The sequence below is a fragment of the Fontimonas thermophila genome (assembly GCF_900113085.1).
Classification (GTDB): domain Bacteria; phylum Pseudomonadota; class Gammaproteobacteria; order Nevskiales; family Nevskiaceae; genus Solimonas; species Solimonas thermophila.
The window spans coordinates 239,794-254,898 of the sequence record NZ_FOOC01000004.1 but is presented as its reverse complement, the minus strand read 5'-3'; the positions used below and the strand labels follow the sequence as shown (position 1 = coordinate 254,898).

Annotated in this window: 17 protein-coding genes; 1 reads left to right on the top strand and 16 read right to left on the bottom strand. The window is 64.2% G+C overall.

The features are described from left to right. Positions 1-69: 69 nt before the first annotated feature. The 15 genes from BMZ48_RS05995 to BMZ48_RS05925 form a co-directional block, all read right to left on the bottom strand. Positions 70-588 carry a phosphatidylglycerophosphatase A family protein gene (locus BMZ48_RS05995; protein WP_091532896.1) on the bottom strand — a complete coding sequence of 173 codons (519 nt, stop codon included), beginning with the start codon at positions 586-588 and terminating at the stop codon, positions 70-72. Further along, complete coding sequence (gene thiL, locus BMZ48_RS05990; protein ID WP_091532894.1) at positions 585-1,526, bottom strand: thiamine-phosphate kinase; 942 nt, start codon at positions 1,524-1,526, stop codon at positions 585-587. Before thiL ends, BMZ48_RS05995 begins: the two co-directional genes overlap by 4 nt. Before the next feature lie 36 nt (positions 1,527-1,562). Next, on the bottom strand, positions 1,563-1,988 hold the full coding sequence (gene nusB, locus BMZ48_RS05985) for a transcription antitermination factor NusB (RefSeq protein ID WP_091533005.1): 426 nt from the start codon (positions 1,986-1,988) through the stop codon (positions 1,563-1,565). Positions 1,989-1,993: 5 nt separating this feature from the next. Beyond that, positions 1,994-2,521 carry a 6,7-dimethyl-8-ribityllumazine synthase gene (gene ribH / locus BMZ48_RS05980; protein WP_091532893.1) on the bottom strand — a complete coding sequence of 176 codons (528 nt, stop codon included), beginning with the start codon at positions 2,519-2,521 and terminating at the stop codon, positions 1,994-1,996. After that, positions 2,521-3,666, bottom strand: a complete 1,146-nt coding sequence (gene ribBA / locus BMZ48_RS05975) for a bifunctional 3,4-dihydroxy-2-butanone-4-phosphate synthase/GTP cyclohydrolase II (protein WP_091532891.1) — start codon at positions 3,664-3,666, stop codon at positions 2,521-2,523. The genes ribH and ribBA overlap by 1 nt, the downstream gene beginning before the upstream one ends. Continuing rightward, a complete protein-coding gene (locus BMZ48_RS05970) occupies positions 3,663-4,265 on the bottom strand; it encodes a riboflavin synthase (RefSeq protein ID WP_091532889.1) in 603 nt (200 codons plus the stop codon). The genes ribBA and BMZ48_RS05970 overlap by 4 nt, the downstream gene beginning before the upstream one ends. Positions 4,266-4,277: 12 nt before the next feature. Then, a complete protein-coding gene (gene ribD / locus BMZ48_RS05965) occupies positions 4,278-5,375 on the bottom strand; it encodes a bifunctional diaminohydroxyphosphoribosylaminopyrimidine deaminase/5-amino-6-(5-phosphoribosylamino)uracil reductase RibD (RefSeq protein WP_234981540.1) in 1,098 nt (365 codons plus the stop codon). Between the two features lie 12 nt (positions 5,376-5,387). Then, positions 5,388-5,927 carry a transcriptional regulator NrdR gene (nrdR, locus tag BMZ48_RS05960; RefSeq protein ID WP_091532885.1) on the bottom strand — a complete coding sequence of 180 codons (540 nt, stop codon included), beginning with the start codon at positions 5,925-5,927 and terminating at the stop codon, positions 5,388-5,390. A gap of 26 nt (positions 5,928-5,953) precedes the next feature. After that, positions 5,954-7,240 carry a serine hydroxymethyltransferase gene (glyA, locus tag BMZ48_RS05955; RefSeq protein WP_091532883.1) on the bottom strand — a complete coding sequence of 429 codons (1,287 nt, stop codon included), beginning with the start codon at positions 7,238-7,240 and terminating at the stop codon, positions 5,954-5,956. Positions 7,241-7,320: 80 nt separating this feature from the next. Further along, entirely contained in the window at positions 7,321-8,418 is a 1,098-nt protein-coding gene (gene nadA, locus BMZ48_RS05950) for a quinolinate synthase NadA (protein WP_091532881.1), read from the bottom strand. Between the two features lie 104 nt (positions 8,419-8,522). Then, the gene (locus BMZ48_RS05945; protein ID WP_143383637.1) at positions 8,523-9,914 is read right to left on the bottom strand and encodes a hypothetical protein; all 1,392 of its coding nucleotides are present in this window, start codon (positions 9,912-9,914) and stop codon (positions 8,523-8,525) included. Between the two features lie 20 nt (positions 9,915-9,934). Further along, on the bottom strand, positions 9,935-11,728 hold the full coding sequence (gene aspS, locus BMZ48_RS05940; RefSeq protein ID WP_091532877.1) for an aspartate--tRNA ligase: 1,794 nt from the start codon (positions 11,726-11,728) through the stop codon (positions 9,935-9,937). Between the two features lie 128 nt (positions 11,729-11,856). Then, entirely contained in the window at positions 11,857-12,435 is a 579-nt protein-coding gene (locus BMZ48_RS05935; protein ID WP_436198142.1) for a DUF502 domain-containing protein, read from the bottom strand. Positions 12,436-12,510: 75 nt separating this feature from the next. Continuing rightward, positions 12,511-12,795, bottom strand: a complete 285-nt coding sequence (locus BMZ48_RS05930) for an FmdB family zinc ribbon protein (protein WP_091532874.1) — start codon at positions 12,793-12,795, stop codon at positions 12,511-12,513. A gap of 88 nt (positions 12,796-12,883) precedes the next feature. Then, entirely contained in the window at positions 12,884-13,342 is a 459-nt protein-coding gene (locus BMZ48_RS05925) for a response regulator (RefSeq protein WP_091532872.1), read from the bottom strand. Positions 13,343-13,434: 92 nt separating this feature from the next. Between BMZ48_RS05925 and BMZ48_RS05920 the strand changes: the two genes are divergently transcribed. After that, positions 13,435-14,310 carry a DMT family transporter gene (locus tag BMZ48_RS05920; protein WP_091532870.1) on the top strand — a complete coding sequence of 292 codons (876 nt, stop codon included), beginning with the start codon at positions 13,435-13,437 and terminating at the stop codon, positions 14,308-14,310. A gap of 10 nt (positions 14,311-14,320) precedes the next feature. Here BMZ48_RS05920 and BMZ48_RS05915 read toward each other — a convergent pair whose 3' ends face one another. Beyond that, a complete protein-coding gene (locus tag BMZ48_RS05915) occupies positions 14,321-15,094 on the bottom strand; it encodes a competence/damage-inducible protein A (protein WP_091532868.1) in 774 nt (257 codons plus the stop codon). Positions 15,095-15,105 lie beyond the last annotated feature (11 nt).

Here is a 15,105-nt window from a genome sequence, read left to right as displayed (position 1 = left end):
AGTCATGGAAACGCGCCCTTAGCGCTTGAGAATGGCGCAGCAGAAAGGCTGATTCAAGGGAAAGATGTATTACCCAAACAGCCTCAACACGGCCCACAGCAGGACAGCGGCGAAGAGGCCGGCGAGGGCATCGTCGAGCATGATGCCCAACCCGCCACGGACGGCGCGATCGAGGATGCGGATCGGCCAGGGTTTGAGAATGTCAAGCAGGCGAAACAGCGCGAACGCACCGATCAGTGCAACCGCCCAGACCGCTGCCGTCAGCGCCGGGAAAAACAGCAGCGGCGCCGCGGCGATCAGATATCCCACGATTTCGTCGAAAACGATACCGCCGTAATCGTGCACACCGAGCAGGCGCGCACTTTCTCCGCAGATCCAGCAGCCCAGCATGAACAGCCCGACGACCGTTGCGGCATAGGCCGGTGGCGGCAGCCACGACAGCGGCAAAAACAGCAGCACACCGACCAGCGTCCCGACCGTCCCTGGTGCAAACGGGGCTAGACCTGCACCGAACCCGAACGCGAGCAAATGTTCGGGAGTCGTCAGAATCAGTTGGGTCGGGGGACGCGGAACGATGGGGGTGCTCATTCGAAATGCCGGAAACCGGGATGGTTGAATACGATGGTAGCGCCAGAAGCATCGACATAGCGCAGGCCGCGCACCGCCGTGATCCGGCCCACGACGTGGAGCGGAACGTCGAGCCGGGCGCGCGCGTGATCCAGACGATCCGGAGGGATACACAGACACAGCTCGTAGTCGTCCCCGCCCGCGAGCTGGTAGCGCATGCGCGCATCGCGCAGCGGATAGCGCCTGCGCAGGGCAACGGAAGCAGGCAAGGCATCGACATCGATCTCAGCGCCGACCCCACTGGCCTCGAGAATGTGCGGCAAATCGCCGGAGAGCCCGTCCGACAGATCGATCGCGGCATGTGCGAGCGTGCGCAACGCAAGTCCCGCACCGACGCGAGGTTCCGGGCGGTTCAGGCGCATCAGCAGCTCGGCATCGCGCGTTCCCTGATCCAGCAGCGCTAAAGCCGCGGCGGCATCGCCAAGGGTTCCGGTGACGCACACGCAATCGCCCACCTGTGCGCCGCTGCGCCGCAATGCCATCCCCGCCGGCGATTCGCCCAGCGCCGTGATCGTGATGCTCAGGCTGCCACGGGTGGTATCGCCGCCGACGAGTGCGACGCTGTGACGGTCGGCGAGCGCGCGCAGCCCTGCACTGAACTCGGCGAGCCAGCCCGGGTCGGCCTGCGGCAGGCTGAGCGCCAGCGTAAACCAGCGCGGCTGCGCGCCCATCGCCGCCAGATCGGAGAGATTCACCGCCAGCGCTTTCCAACCGATGTCGTAGGCAGACGTACCGACCGGGAAATGCCGCCCCTCGATCAGGGTGTCACAGGTGACGGCGAGCTGCTGATCTGGCGTGGGCGTCAACAGCGCGGCATCGTCGCCGATGCCGACGACGACGCCACTGCTGGCCGCCGTCAGGCCGGCAAAATAGCGGCGGATCAGCGCAAATTCATCCATGCGCGGATCATCGCCCTGGACCGTCGGAATGGCCGACTAGATCTCATGCGCGCGCAGCTGGCGGGCCAGCTTGTCGAGTACGCCATTGACGAATTTGTAGCCCTCCTCTGCACCGAAGATCTTCGCCAGATTCACCGCCTCGTTGACGACAACCTTCCACGGCACTTCCGGTTTGTGGCGCAGCTCGTAGGCGCCGAGCAGGAGGATGGCGTGTTCGACCGGGTCGAGCTGCTCCAGCGGACGATCCAGATGCGGCACCAGATCGACGGTCAGCGCCGAGGCGTGTGTGACGACACCGGTGAGCAGCTCTTCGAAATACAGTGGATCGGCGCGGCCGAGCCCCTCTTCCTGCTCGCGGAACTGCCGCAGCAAGGCAGCCGGTGTGCTCTCATTGATCAGCCACTGGTACAAGGCCTGCACGGTCAGGCGGCGGGCCAGACCCCGGCGGCTGAGCGCCTGCATCTCGCTCACGATAGCCTCCGGGACAGGCAGATCATCTCCAGCATCGCCGCCGCGGCCTCGTAACCCTTGTTGTCCCGCCCCTGCCCGGCACGTGCCCACGCCTGCTCGACGGTGTTGACGGTGAGCACGCCAAACCCCACCGGCTTGCGAGTCTTGATCTGTACCTGCATCAAACCGCGTGCGCACTCGCCGGCGACATAGTCGAAATGCGGGGTTTCGCCGCGGATCACCGCGGCCAACGCCACCACGCCGTCATACCGGCCTTTCTTGAGCAGGTGCAGGGCCGCAAGGGGTATCTCGTAAGCACCCGGGGCACGAAACTCGGCGACGTCTTCATCGGATACACCCCAGTCGCGCAGACAAGCCCTCGCGCCGGCGCGCAGCGCATCGACGATGCCAACGTTCCAGCGTGTCGCCAGTACGGCGATTCTCACACCGGCAAGTTCGGTCCGATCCGGAATCTGCGGCGCGGCATAGCCCGTCTTGGCATCGGCCGGCACCGCAGCGGGATTCGCAGTCTTGGACTTCTTCATCAATCGCAGGGAACGTAATCGACGACCTCCAGCCCAAAGCCGGAGATACCTTGCATACGCTTGGGTGCGGACAGTACCCGCATCTTGCGCACGCCCAGATCGGAGAGGATTTGCGCACCGATGCCATAGGTGCGCAGCACTTGCCGGGCGTCGTGGGGGTGTTCTTCGAGCGCTTCCTTGTTCAGCGAGACGATCTGCTGCAGCAACTCGCGGGAGCTCTCCGGTTTGCGCAGCAACACGACGACGCCGGCACCCTCTTCGGAAACGCGCTGCAGGGCACGCCGCAACGGCCAGGCAAAATCCGCATGACACACGCCGAGCACGTCCTGCAAGGTATTGCGGATATGCACGCGCACCAACGTCGGCTGCTGGGGATCGATCGTCCCCTTGACCATCGCCAGATGGATGGTGTTGTCGATGCTGTCCTGGTAAGTGACCAGGCGAAACTCGCCGAACTCGGTATTAACGTGCGTCTCGGCCACGCGTTCCACGGTGTGTTCGTTGGCGAGCCGGTAGCGGATCAGATCGGCGATCGTACCGAGCTTGAGCCCATGCTGTCGGGCGAATTTCTCGAGATCCGGGCGTCGCGCCATCGTTCCGTCCTCGTTGAGGATTTCGACGATGACCGCCGCCGGTGTGAGCCCGGCGAGGCGGGCAAGGTCGCAGCCGGCCTCCGTATGCCCAGCGCGGGTGAGCACGCCACCGGGCTGCGCCATCAGCGGAAAGATGTGTCCCGGCTGGACCAGATCCTCCGGGCGGGCATCCGGCCTGACAGCCACGCGCACCGTATGCGCGCGGTCGTGCGCGGAGATGCCGGTGGTGACACCGCTTGCGGCTTCGATCGATACCGTGAATGCCGTGCGGTGACTCTCCTCGTTGTGCGACACCATTTGCGGCAGCCGCAGCTGGCGGCAGCGCTCGGCTGTCAGTGTCAGGCAGATCAGCCCGCGGCCATAACGGGCCATGAAGTTGATATCTTCCGGCCGCACCAGCTCGGCAGCCATGACCAGATCGCCCTCGTTCTCGCGATCTTCGTCATCCATCAGGATCACCATCTTGCCGGCCTTGATGTCGGCGATGATGTCTTCGATCGAATCGAGCCGCGCTGGCGATTCGGGCGCCGGGTCGCTGTTTTCGGGTTTCATGGCAGGATCTCCCGCTGCGCCAGCAGGCGCTCCAGGTAACGCGCCACCAAATCGACTTCGAGATTCACGCGATCTCCGGGTTGCAACACAGCGAGCGTCGTATGGCTCAAGGTGTGGGGAATGATGTTAACGCCAAAGCGATGGCCGTCTACTTCGTTGACCGTCAGGCTGACACCGTCGATACAGATCGACCCCTTGCGTGCAATGTAACGCGCAAGCATGGCCGGGGCCTCAAAGGTGAACCGCCAGGAGCGCGCATCCTGATGCCGCTCAAGGACGATGCCCACACCATCGACATGCCCGCTGACGAGATGCCCGCCCAGCGGCTTGCCTGCGGTCAGCGCACGTTCGAGATTCACGCTGTGGCCGGGACACCAACTCCCCGCAGTGGTCTGCTGCAAGGTCTCCACGGACAAATCGGCGCTGAAGTGATCGGCGCTGCATTCAATCGCCGTCAGGCAGATACCGTTGACGGCGATGCTGTCGCCCGGCTGCGTGCCGGCGAAATAACCCACCGCCTCGAACCGCATGCGCCGATCTCCCCCGACATCGGCGCTCGCCGCAATGCGCCCCACCGCTTCGATGATGCCCGTGAACATTCCAATGATTCCTCAAATGCACGTGCGCGGCTGCAAGATTAGCCGCACATCGTCACCGATCTGACGCACATCGACCCAGCGCCAGACCAGTGCCTGCGTGAGTCGTTCGATGCCCGGCAAATGGGCAAGCGGGCGCGCCTGATCGCCCAACAGCTTGGGTGCTACATAGGCGATGATCTCATCGACCAGACCCTGCTCCAGCAGGCTGCCGGCGAGTCGCGGCCCGCACTCGGCGAGGATCTCGTTGACTTCGTGGCGGGCGAGCGCCTGCAGTGCGTCCTTGAGATCGATCCGGCCTTGAGCGTCCGCCCCGGCGAGAACCACCGTCACGCCCTCCGGCACGATTGGGGGAAGCTGCCGGGTGATCCACAACCGACGTGCGCCCGGCTGCCAGACCCGGGCATGAACCGGCGCACGGGCTTGCGTGTCGAGCACGATGCGATCGGGCTGGCGCACGCCCTCGCCCAGACCGCGCGCGCTCAGTCGGGGATCGTCGGCGACAACGGTACCGACGCCCGTGAGCACGGCGCCGGCCTCGGCACGCAGACGGTGCGCATCAGCGCGTGCGGCCTCGCCGGTGATCCACTGGCTTTCACCGCTCGCCATCGCCGTGCGGGCATCCAGACTCATCGCGAGCTTGAGCACAAGCCAGGGACGTCCACGCATCATGCGCGCGAAAAACCCCCGGTTGATCCGCTGCGCCTCGGCTGCCAGCAGGCCGACATGCACCTCGATGCCGGCAGCGCGCAGGCGTTGGATGCCTTGTCCTGCGACTTTGGGATTGGGATCGGCCGTGGCCACGAACACCCGGGCGACACCAGCAGCGATCAGCGCATCGGTGCACGGCGGAGTACGGCCGTGATGGCAGCAGGGCTCCAGACTCACATACACGTCGGCACCGCGCGCCCGGTCGCCGGCACTGCGCAGGGCATGCACTTCGGCGTGGGGTTCGCCGGCGCGCTCGTGGGCCCCTTCGCCGACGATGATGCCGTCGCGCACGATGACGCAGCCGACACGTGGATTGGGATGCGTGGTCATCATGCCGCGCTCGGCCAGGCGCAGCGCGCGCGCCATCAGTGCTTCCGGTGCCCCAAAAGCAGGATCGGACATCGACACGCGCCTTTAGCCCTTGCGCCCACCCGCCGGGGTGTCGCGGGCGATGTCCAGCTCCTCGATCAGCGGCAACTGCAAGCGACGTTCCTCTGGCGTCGGCAGCGTCTGCAAACGCTCGATTTCTTCGCGAAAGGCGTTGACGTCGGAGAATGCGCGATAAATCGACGCAAAGCGCACATAAGCGACGTGATCGAGATCGCGCAATTCCTCCATCACCCATTCGCCGAGCTGGCGCGAAGGCACCTCGCGTTCGGCCAGACCGCGCAGCTTGCGCTTGATGTTCTCGATCGCATGATCGAGCTGCTCGGCGGTCACCGGTCGCTTGTACAGTGCGCTCTCCATGCCACGACGCAGCTTGTCCTCCGAGAACGGCTCGGGATTACCGCTGCGCTTGATGACGTTGGGCATCGCCAGGTGCGCACGCTCGAATGTCGTGAACCGCCCGCCGCACTGCTCGCATTCGCGACGGCGGCGGACCTGCGTACCGTCCTCGGCCAGGCGGGAATCGACGACGCGGGTATCCGGCGCCTTGCAGAACGGGCATTGCATCGAACGAATCCCGTGCTTACCCGATCTCAGGCCGCGCGCTTGAGCGGTCCGTAGACCGGGAACCGCGCACAGAGCCGCTCGACCTCGCCGCGCACCCGGTTGACGACACTCTCGACATCGGCACCGACGGCCATCGCATCGAGAATGTCGGCGATCCAGCCGGCGACCTGGATCATCTCGGCTTCCTTGAACCCTCGTGTGGTCGCAGCCGGAGAGCCCAGGCGCAGACCCGAGGTCACGAATGGCGACTTCGGATCGTTGGGTACGGAATTCTTGTTGACCGTGATGTGCGCGCGGCCGAGCGCCGCCTCGGCATCCTTGCCGGTGATGTTCTTGGCGATCAGATCGAGCAGGAACAGATGATTGTCGGTCCCGCCGGAAACGACCTTGTAACCGCGTTCGAGAAAAACCTTGGCCATCGCACGCGCGTTGGCAATGACCTGCCGCTGATAAATCTTGAAGCCCGGATCCAAGGCTTCCTTGAACGCCACCGCCTTGGCCGCGATCACATGCATCAGCGGCCCGCCCTGGATGCCCGGGAACACGGCCGAGTTCAGTTTCTTGTTGAAATCCTCGGGTTGATTCTTGGTGAGGATGATGCCGCCACGCGGACCGCGCAGGGTCTTGTGAGTCGTCGAGGTCACGACGTGCGCATACGGCAAGGGGCTCGGGTATTCCCCGGCGGCGACGAGCCCGGCGACATGGGCCATGTCCACCCAGAACCAGGCACCGACCTTGTCGGCGATCTCGCGCATGCGTTTCCAGTCCTTCACGCGCGAATATGCAGAAAACCCACCGATGATCATCTTCGGCCGGGTCTGGAGCGCGATGCGTTCCATCTCGTCATAGTCGATCAGTCCGGTCGCCGGATCGAGGCCGTACGGCACGATCTTGTATTGCTTGCCGGAAAAATTGGCTGGATTGCCATGGGTCAGATGCCCGCCCTGGGCGAGGTTCATGCCCATCACCGTGTCGCCAGGATTGACGAGCGCGAGAAATACCGCGGCGTTGGCCTGGGCGCCCGAATGCGGCTGGACGTTGGCGTAATCGCAGTCGAACAGCTTCTTCACCCGTTCGATCGCCAGGCTCTCGGCGACGTCCACGTGCTCGCAGCCGCCGTAGTAGCGCCTGCCTGGATACCCCTCGGCATATTTGTTGGTCAGGGCACTGCCTTGCGCGGCCATGACCGCGGGGCTGGCATAGTTTTCGGAGGCGATGAGCTCGATGTGCGCTTCCTGGCGCACACGCTCGGCCTCGATGGCCGCAGCAAGCTCAGGATCGAATTGGGCAAGACTCGGGGCGTGGGTCCACATAGGCGTTGACTCGTGAGGCGTGATGGGTGAGACGTCAGAGCCGGCCGGGAACCGCACTGCGGCTCTTGCGCCTCACGGGGTTAATCGACGACTTCCAGCATCAAATCGAGCGCCGCGCGGGCTGGTTCGGCAACCTCGTGCGGCACGCGGATCTGGTTGACGACCTTGCCGGCGACGAGATTGTCGAGCGTCCAGGCCAGATGCTGCGGGTCGATGCGAAACATCGTCGAGCACATGCATACGGTCGGCGACATGAACTCGACCGTCACTCCCCGCGGCCTCATTTCTTCGGCGAGGCGGTTGACCAGGTTGAGCTCGGTGCCGACCAGCCAGTGTTCACCCGGCTGCGAGGCACGCACCGTACGCAGGATGTACTCGGTGCTGCCCACGTAGTCCGATTTCTGGCAGACCTCGAAAGCATTTTCCGGATGGCTGATGACCTTGCCGTGCGGCACGCGGCGACGGAAATGGTCGATGTGCTGCGGCTGGAACATCTGATGCACCGAGCAGAATCCCTTCCAGAGGATCATCCGGGCCTTGCGGATCGCCTCCGGCGACAGCCCACCCATCGGCTTGCTGAAGTCCCAGACCACCATTTCATCGAGCGGGATCCCCATGCCATAAGCCGTGTTGCGCCCCAGATGCTGGTCGGGGAAGAACAACACTTTCTCACGGCGCGCAAAGGCCCATTCCAGCACGGCACGCGCATTGCTCGAGGTGCAGACGATGCCGCCATGGCGGCCGCAGAATGCTTTCAGATCCGCCGCGGAATTGATGTAGGTCACCGGCGTGACCATCTGGTCGGGGTCGAGCACGGTGGACAACTCGTCCCAGCACTTGCGCACCTTGGCCAGGTTGGCCATGTCCGCCATCGAACATCCGGCAGCGAGATCGGGCAGGATCACGGTGCGCTCGCCGCCGGTGACGATATCGGCGACCTCGGCCATGAAATGCACCCCGCAGAAGACGATGAAATCAGCCTTGGTCTTGGCGGCAAGCTGCGACAGCTTCAGGGAATCGCCCGAGAAATGGGCGTGTCTGAACACCTCGTTGCGCTGGTAGTGATGGCCGAGGATGCACAGGCGATCCCCGAGCATACGCTTGGCGGCCACGATGCGCGCCTCGCATTCGCCATCGTCCAGCAGGTTGAAATCTTCGATTTTCAGTACCGCAGCCATGGTCGGGGCCTCCACGAAACTAGGCCTGCCTCCGGGCCGGATATTGTATCTCCGCGCACCCTGCCCTACTACCGCTTGGGTCGGCGCAGCAGCGCCACTGACGGTCAAGGCATGTCGTCAGGCGGACAACTGCCGGCAGCATCGTCAGGTTTTGCGATGCACAGCACGGTCTCCTCAACGAGATCTTCCGTCGTGTTGGGTAGATCGAAGGTCGCGCGCACCTTGACGGCATCGGTTCTGGGCTGCAGGGACACTGCAAGGCCCTTGCTCGCGAGCAGGTTCGAGATCGAAACGGCCGAAGTGGCCGCATCGTCCAATGCACGGACCGCCCAGATCACGTGCCGCGTGATCGGCTGTTCGATCAACGCATCACCGGACATGAAACGCCCCAAGGCCGTGAACTGTTGCCGCCCCAGCGCGGTGATCGTTTCGTTCAGCGGCGCGATCGTGAAGCCCTGCAGCACTCCCTCGACGGCATCGAGGCTGATGACATTACTCTCAACCCTTGGCGGGAAGGCCTCGTCGCCCTCCGCCGACGGACCGCCATATACCGCCTTGAGCATCACGCTGCTGCCGGCCTTGAGGGCGGAGACGATCGAAAACACGGTCGGCGCGATCGTCGCGCTGTCGCTACTCTCGAGCTTAGCCTGCCCAGTCAAATCCTGGGTTTCTCCGCCACTGAAGTTGGCCGTGACCTTGTATGCCTCGCTGGTATTGACGATCAGCGGCGCGCCGTCGGCAAATTCGCGCTCCAGGGTCAGACTCTCCGGGTTGTCGATGACCACGTCCGCCTCATACCGGCGCGGTGCCGTATGCGTCTCGTCCTGGCACTCGGGGAACTCGGCGCGCGCGCGCAGGGTAACCGGCAGTGTCGGCGGCAGCCGTGCGACGACTGTCCCCGTCGTGGCATTGATCGTGGCGATGTCGTCCGTCTGATCATTGGCATCCACGAATGACCACGTCGCCGCCTGGGTGACATCCAGCTCGTACCCATCGACATGGGCGGTGAGGCTCAGCCCGCGCACGGTCTCCGGCGCGAGCACGATGCGCTCGGCGCTGATCTCGATCGCGCTGGGCTCGATGGTCTTGACCGTGACCTCGTAGCTCGCCGAGAGGCCGACGAATTCCGCAGTGATGGTCGCAGTACCCTGGGCCTTGGGGATGATCGTGCCCGGTGCATACGCCAGTGTCTGGCTTCCCGGGATCAAGATGTCGCCGTTGCTGACCGCCACGATGCTCGGATCGGAGGACGCCCAGCGGGCGCGGCTGCTGTAATCCCCGCGCCCGCCGTTGGTGAATGTGCCGATCAGCTGGAGCTTGTCGGTGAAGCATACGTACGAGTCGTTGCGGTCACGATCGATCAGCGCGGTTAAGCGCGCGATCTGCAAAGACTCCAGCCGGTTGCCATCGCCGATGCCCCCGATATCGCAGGCGGAGAGGACGGCAGCCGTCGCGAACAACACGGCGATGCGCAGCGATGGGATCAGACGAAACATGCGGAATATCTCCTTTTGCTTCACGCCGGCGCACCAGGCTCTGTCTTCGGCTGGACCATGGAACGGATGTGCAGTTCCCGTAGCTGGCGCGGATCGACGCTGCTGGGCGCATCCGTCAACGGACAATGCGCGGTCTGCGTCTTCGGGAATGCGATGACATCACGGATGCTCGGACGACCGGCCATCAGCATCACCAGACGGTCGAGTCCGAGCGCGATGCCGCCGTGTGGCGGCGCGCCATAGGACAAGGCTTGAAGCAGAAAACCGAATTTCTGCTCCTGCTCCTGCGGGCCGATGCCGAGCAACTCGAACACTGCTTGCTGGACGGCCGCCGTGTGGATGCGGACCGAGCCGCCGCCGAGCTCGATTCCATTGAGGACGATGTCGTAGCCCTGTGACAGCGTCGCGCCGGGATTGGCCCGCAAAGCCTCGGCATCGAAAGGTTTCGGCGCAGTGAACGGATGATGCAGGGAAACCCAGCGCTGTTCGGTCTCGTCCCATTCGAACATCGGCCAGTCGATGACCCACAGCGCACGCCAGCCGTCCGCGGTCAGACCCAGATCGTGGCCCAGCTTGAGACGCAGTGCGCCCAGCGCATCGCAAACGATCTTCCACTTGTCGGCACCAAAGAAGATCACATCGCCATCACGCGCCCCGGTGCGCTGCAGAATCCCGCTGAGCGCCGTGTCGTGCAGATTCTTGACGATCGGTGACTGCAGCCCCTCGCGTCCTTTGGTGATGTCGTTGACCACGATATAGGCCAGTCCCTTGGCGCCGTAGTGTTTGACGAATTCGGTGCATTTGTCGATCTCGCCACGGGAGAGTTTCTCGCGTCCGCCAGGCACACGCAGCGCCGCCACGCGGCACTTGGGATCGTTGGCCGGTCCGGCGAACACCTTGAAGTCCACATCCCTGACCAGATCGGCGATCTCGACGAGCTCGAGCGGATTGCGCAGATCGGGCTTGTCGGACCCATAGCGGCGCATCGCTTCGGCATAGCTCAGGTGCGGCAGGCTGCCCAGATCGACCCCGAGCACGGCCTGAAAGACATCCTTCACCAGAGCCTCGATCAGCGCCATGATCTCGCTCTGTGTCATGAACGAGGTCTCGACGTCGAGCTGGGTGAATTCTGGCTGACGATCGGCACGCAAATCCTCGTCGCGGAAGCAGCGCGCGATCTGGTAGTAACGATCCAGCCCCGACATCATCAGAAGCTGCTTGAACAGCTGCGGCGACTGCGGCAGCGCGAAGAACTGCCCGGGATGCGTCCGCGAGGGTACCAGATAATCGCGCGCGCCCTCCGGCGTGGCCTTGGTCAGGATCGGCGTCTCGACTTCGACGAATCCATGGCCATCCATGAAATCGCGGATGCGCTTGATCACGGCATGGCGCAGACGCAGGTTTTTCTGCATCTCCGGCCGGCGCAAATCGATGTAGCGGTATTTGAGCCGGATGTCCTCGCCGACGGTCTCGTCGTCGGGGTGGAACGGCGGGGTTTCGGACCGGTTGAGCAGCACCACCGACTGCCCGAGCAGTTCGACCTTGCCGGTGTTCAGGTTGGGATTCTCGGTGCCGGGCGGACGCAGGCGCACCCGACCGACGATCTGCACCACATACTCGGAGCGCAGCCGGTCGGCCGCGGCGAACGCCTCATGGGCGTCGGGATCGAACACGCACTGCAGCACGCCTTCGCGATCGCGCAGGTCGATGAAGATGACACCACCATGATCGCGGCGGCGATGCACCCAGCCGCAGACGGTCACCGTCTCGCCGACTTGCCGCTCGGTGACTTGGCCACAGTAATGAGTACGCATGTTCGATGCTAAGTAAATGCAAGCGCGCGGACACGCGCCGCTGGGATGGGATCGATCAGGCCGGCGACCGTACGTCGGCGGCCGAAGCGCTGTAGTTTACTCGGGTACGCGCAGCGCCGTCTTCAGAATCAAGATCGGTCGTCACCGTTTTTGCGCGGCATGTCATCCGGGGTTACCACGCCCAGCGAGATGACCAAGCGCATCGCATCCTCAACCGACATGTCCAGACGGATGATGTCTTTCTCCGGCACCAGCACGATGAACCCGGACGTCGGATTGGGCGTCGTCGGCACGAAACAGGTCAGCACGTAATCGGCGGTCTTGTCCTGCACTTCCCCGATCGGCGCACCGGTGATGAAGGCGATCGACCAGATCCCTTTACGCGGATACTCGATCAGGATTGGCTGGCGGAACGACACCGATTGGTCCGAGAAAATCGTCTCCGCGAGCTTTTTGATGCCGCCGTAAACCGTGCGTACCAGCGGGATGCGCGACAACAACGCCTCCGTCCAGACGACGAGGCGGCTGCCGAGATAGTTCGCCGCGACCGCGCCGGTGCCCAGGACGAGCACGATGGACAGCAGCACGCCGATCCCCGGAATGTCCGGACGGTAGGCGGCCGGAATCAGGAGCAAACTGGTGTCGAGTAAGCCGACGACGAAACGGATCACCAGCAGCGTGGCGCCCAGCGGCAACCAGATCAGCATGCCGGCGATCAGCCAGCGGCGCAGTAGATGGGTCAAGTTCGGGCTCCGAGCCGGCCGCTGGCCGGATCTTCCGGATCAGGCAGTCGCTTCGGCTTTGGCGGCACAGCCGGGTTTGTCGCAGCCCGTAGGCGTGCAGCTCGACGATTCACCGCCAGAGTCGCCGGCGAGATTGCGCTTGTTCCCGGACTTGAAGTCGGTTTCGTACCAGCCACCGCCGGCTAGCCGAAAGCCAGCCGCCGAGATCAGCTTGGTCAATGCCGGCTTGGCGCAGACCGGGCAGTCACCAGGCGATTCGGAGACTTTATGCATCAGCTCGGTTTCGGCGCCACAAGCCGCGCATACATACTCGTAGATTGGCATCGCAACCTCTTATCGAACAAACAAAAGCGCACCTCGCCCTATGGGGACGATGCGGCCTATTTTCAAGGGTGCGCGCGCCACGGTCCAGTCAGGCCGGTCGCGGCAACTGGGCCATCCCGAACCAGAAATCACGGATCAGCTCGGCCAGATGCGCGAATTCGGCGATGTCCACCGGCTTGGTCAGATAGGCGTTGGCGTGGGCATCGTAGCAGTCATTGACATCGGCGCTGGATTTGGAGGTACTCAGCACCAGCACGGGAATACGCCGCAGCCGGGGATCCTGTTTGATTTCGCGCAGCACCTCGCGACCATCGCGGCGCGGCAAATTCAGATCGAGCAAAATCAATGCCGGCAGCGGTGTAGCCTCATAGCCGGGGGCGCGGCGCAGCATGCGCAGTACCTGTTCGCCGTCGCGGGCGATGACGAGTTCGTGGGCAAAAGCGGCAAGACGCAGCACTTCCTGTGCGAGCCGCACGTCCGCGAGATTGTCCTCCACGAGCATCAGCACGGGTTTGTTGCGCCCGTTTGCGCTTTCGTTTGGCTGCATTTGCCCTTCCGTCCCGATCGGCCGCTGGCCGCTACAATCTAACGCGTCTGCATTCTGGCCGCGCTTTCCCCTCTCTCGCCGCTCAGCCCCCTATGTCCCACGATCTGCGCCGTGGCGCTCTTCATGCCGTACTTGCGGCCAGCGCGTTCTCGGTGATGGGCGTTTGCATCAAGCTCGCCGCCGCAACGACGCCCAATACCGTGATCGTGTTCGTCCGCTGTGCGGTCAGTCTATTCATCCTGCTGCCGCTGCTGCTGCGGCGCGGCGGAGCGGGCATCCGCACGCGCCGTCTCGGGGGTCATCTGTGGCGCGCCGGCTTTGGAATCCTGGCGATGTATGCGTTTTTCTACGCCATCGCACGGCTCCCGCTTGCCGAGGCCATTCTGCTGACCTATTCCACGCCACTGTGGATTCCTTTCATCGCCTGGGCATGGATCGGTGAGAAACCCGCAGCCATCGCCTTTCCCGCCGCGGTCCTGGGGCTTGCCGGAATCGCGCTGATCGTCAAGCCGGGGTTGCATCCGATCGATCCGCTCGCGGGACTCATCGGCGCCGCCTCGGGCATACTCGCCGGCTGCGCGATGGTGAGCATCCGCCGCATCGCCGACACCGAGCCACCTGCACGGATCGTCTTTTACTTCGCGCTGATGGGCACGGCGATCGCGAGCCTGCCCCTGCCGTGGTCGTGGACCACGCCATCGTCGGATGCGCTCGCCCTGCTGGTCGGCGCCGGGCTGCTGGCGACCCTGGGGCAAATCCATCTCACCCGCGCCTATGGCTGCGCGCCGGCCGCATTGATCAGTCCGTTCACCTACGCGGCCGTGCCGATCTCGGCGGTGCTGGGATGGTGGCTATGGGATGAGCGCATCGACCTGTGGTCGGCCGTGGGCGCCCTGCTCGTCATCGGCACTTGTGTGCTGATCTCGCTGTGGCCCCATACCCTGTCGCACGAATCACACCGGGCCTAGGGTTACCCGATCACGGCGCAGCCAACTCCTCGACTTGCACCTGCGGGAATCCACCCAGTTGCGCACGAAAATGGCGGTAGGCCGCGGCGGCAGCGGATGCCTCACCCTTGAATCCAAACTCGATGTGGCGTGGCCGTATGCCATCGCCGCGGGATGGCAGGCTGGACAGCTTGACCTGCGGATGGCAGGCCAGCGTCGCTTCCATCAGCGGCAGCAGATCGGCTTCGCCGCAGGTGCCGAGCACACGCAGCCGGTACTCTGCCGGCGGCTGCGTACGGTGCAGCCGTGCATAGCGCGTATCGAGCACCCACTCGAGCATCGGCCAGGCCATTTCCGGAAAGCCGGGCACGAAATTGCAATCCTCGATGAAAAATCCGGCGACGCGATTGACCGGATTGGGAATCAACCCTGCGCCGCGCGGAAAATCCGCCATCAGCACACGATGCGGATGCGCCGCCGCTCCGTACTGCGCAACGATCAGGGCCTCGGCCTCGGTGTGCCGCGCAAGTGGCACACCGAAGGCGCGTGCGGCGGCCTGGCGCGTCCGGTCATCCGGCGTCGCGCCAATACCGCCGCAGGACAACACGATGTCGCCTCGAGCGCGGGCTTGCACCAAGGCATCCGCGATCTCGGGTTCGTCATCGCCGACGAAGCGCGCCCAGGCAAGCTCCAAGCCGCGGGCACGGAGCAGCTCGATGACTTTCGCGAAATGCCGATCCTGGCGCTTGCCGGAGAGGATTTCGTCCCCGACAACGAGAAGCCCGATGCGCGGGTCACGACTCATGTCCCGCCTCT

What these genes read in the sequence shown, in the direction of transcription:
- BMZ48_RS05995 (WP_091532896.1), bottom strand. Translation starts at nt 588, where the DNA reads ATGAGCACCCCCATCGTTCCGCGTCCCCCGACCCAACTGATTCTGACG.
- thiL (WP_091532894.1), bottom strand. Translation starts at nt 1,526, where the DNA reads ATGGATGAATTTGCGCTGATCCGCCGCTATTTTGCCGGCCTGACGGCG.
- nusB (WP_091533005.1), bottom strand. Translation starts at nt 1,988, where the DNA reads ATGCAGGCGCTCAGCCGCCGGGGTCTGGCCCGCCGCCTGACCGTGCAG.
- ribH (WP_091532893.1), bottom strand. Translation starts at nt 2,521, where the DNA reads ATGAAGAAGTCCAAGACTGCGAATCCCGCTGCGGTGCCGGCCGATGCC.
- ribBA (WP_091532891.1), bottom strand. Translation starts at nt 3,666, where the DNA reads ATGAAACCCGAAAACAGCGACCCGGCGCCCGAATCGCCAGCGCGGCTC.
- BMZ48_RS05970 (WP_091532889.1), bottom strand. Translation starts at nt 4,265, where the DNA reads ATGTTCACGGGCATCATCGAAGCGGTGGGGCGCATTGCGGCGAGCGCC.
- ribD (WP_234981540.1), bottom strand. Translation starts at nt 5,375, where the DNA reads ATGTCCGATCCTGCTTTTGGGGCACCGGAAGCACTGATGGCGCGCGCG.
- nrdR (WP_091532885.1), bottom strand. Translation starts at nt 5,927, where the DNA reads ATGCAATGCCCGTTCTGCAAGGCGCCGGATACCCGCGTCGTCGATTCC.
- glyA (WP_091532883.1), bottom strand. Translation starts at nt 7,240, where the DNA reads ATGTGGACCCACGCCCCGAGTCTTGCCCAATTCGATCCTGAGCTTGCT.
- nadA (WP_091532881.1), bottom strand. Translation starts at nt 8,418, where the DNA reads ATGGCTGCGGTACTGAAAATCGAAGATTTCAACCTGCTGGACGATGGC.
- BMZ48_RS05945 (WP_143383637.1), bottom strand. Translation starts at nt 9,914, where the DNA reads ATGTTTCGTCTGATCCCATCGCTGCGCATCGCCGTGTTGTTCGCGACG.
- aspS (WP_091532877.1), bottom strand. Translation starts at nt 11,728, where the DNA reads ATGCGTACTCATTACTGTGGCCAAGTCACCGAGCGGCAAGTCGGCGAG.
- BMZ48_RS05935 (WP_436198142.1), bottom strand. Translation starts at nt 12,435, where the DNA reads ATGCTGATCTGGTTGCCGCTGGGCGCCACGCTGCTGGTGATCCGTTTC.
- BMZ48_RS05930 (WP_091532874.1), bottom strand. Translation starts at nt 12,795, where the DNA reads ATGCCAATCTACGAGTATGTATGCGCGGCTTGTGGCGCCGAAACCGAG.
- BMZ48_RS05925 (WP_091532872.1), bottom strand. Translation starts at nt 13,342, where the DNA reads ATGCAGCCAAACGAAAGCGCAAACGGGCGCAACAAACCCGTGCTGATG.
- BMZ48_RS05920 (WP_091532870.1), top strand. Translation starts at nt 13,435, where the DNA reads ATGTCCCACGATCTGCGCCGTGGCGCTCTTCATGCCGTACTTGCGGCC.
- BMZ48_RS05915 (WP_091532868.1), bottom strand. Translation starts at nt 15,094, where the DNA reads ATGAGTCGTGACCCGCGCATCGGGCTTCTCGTTGTCGGGGACGAAATC.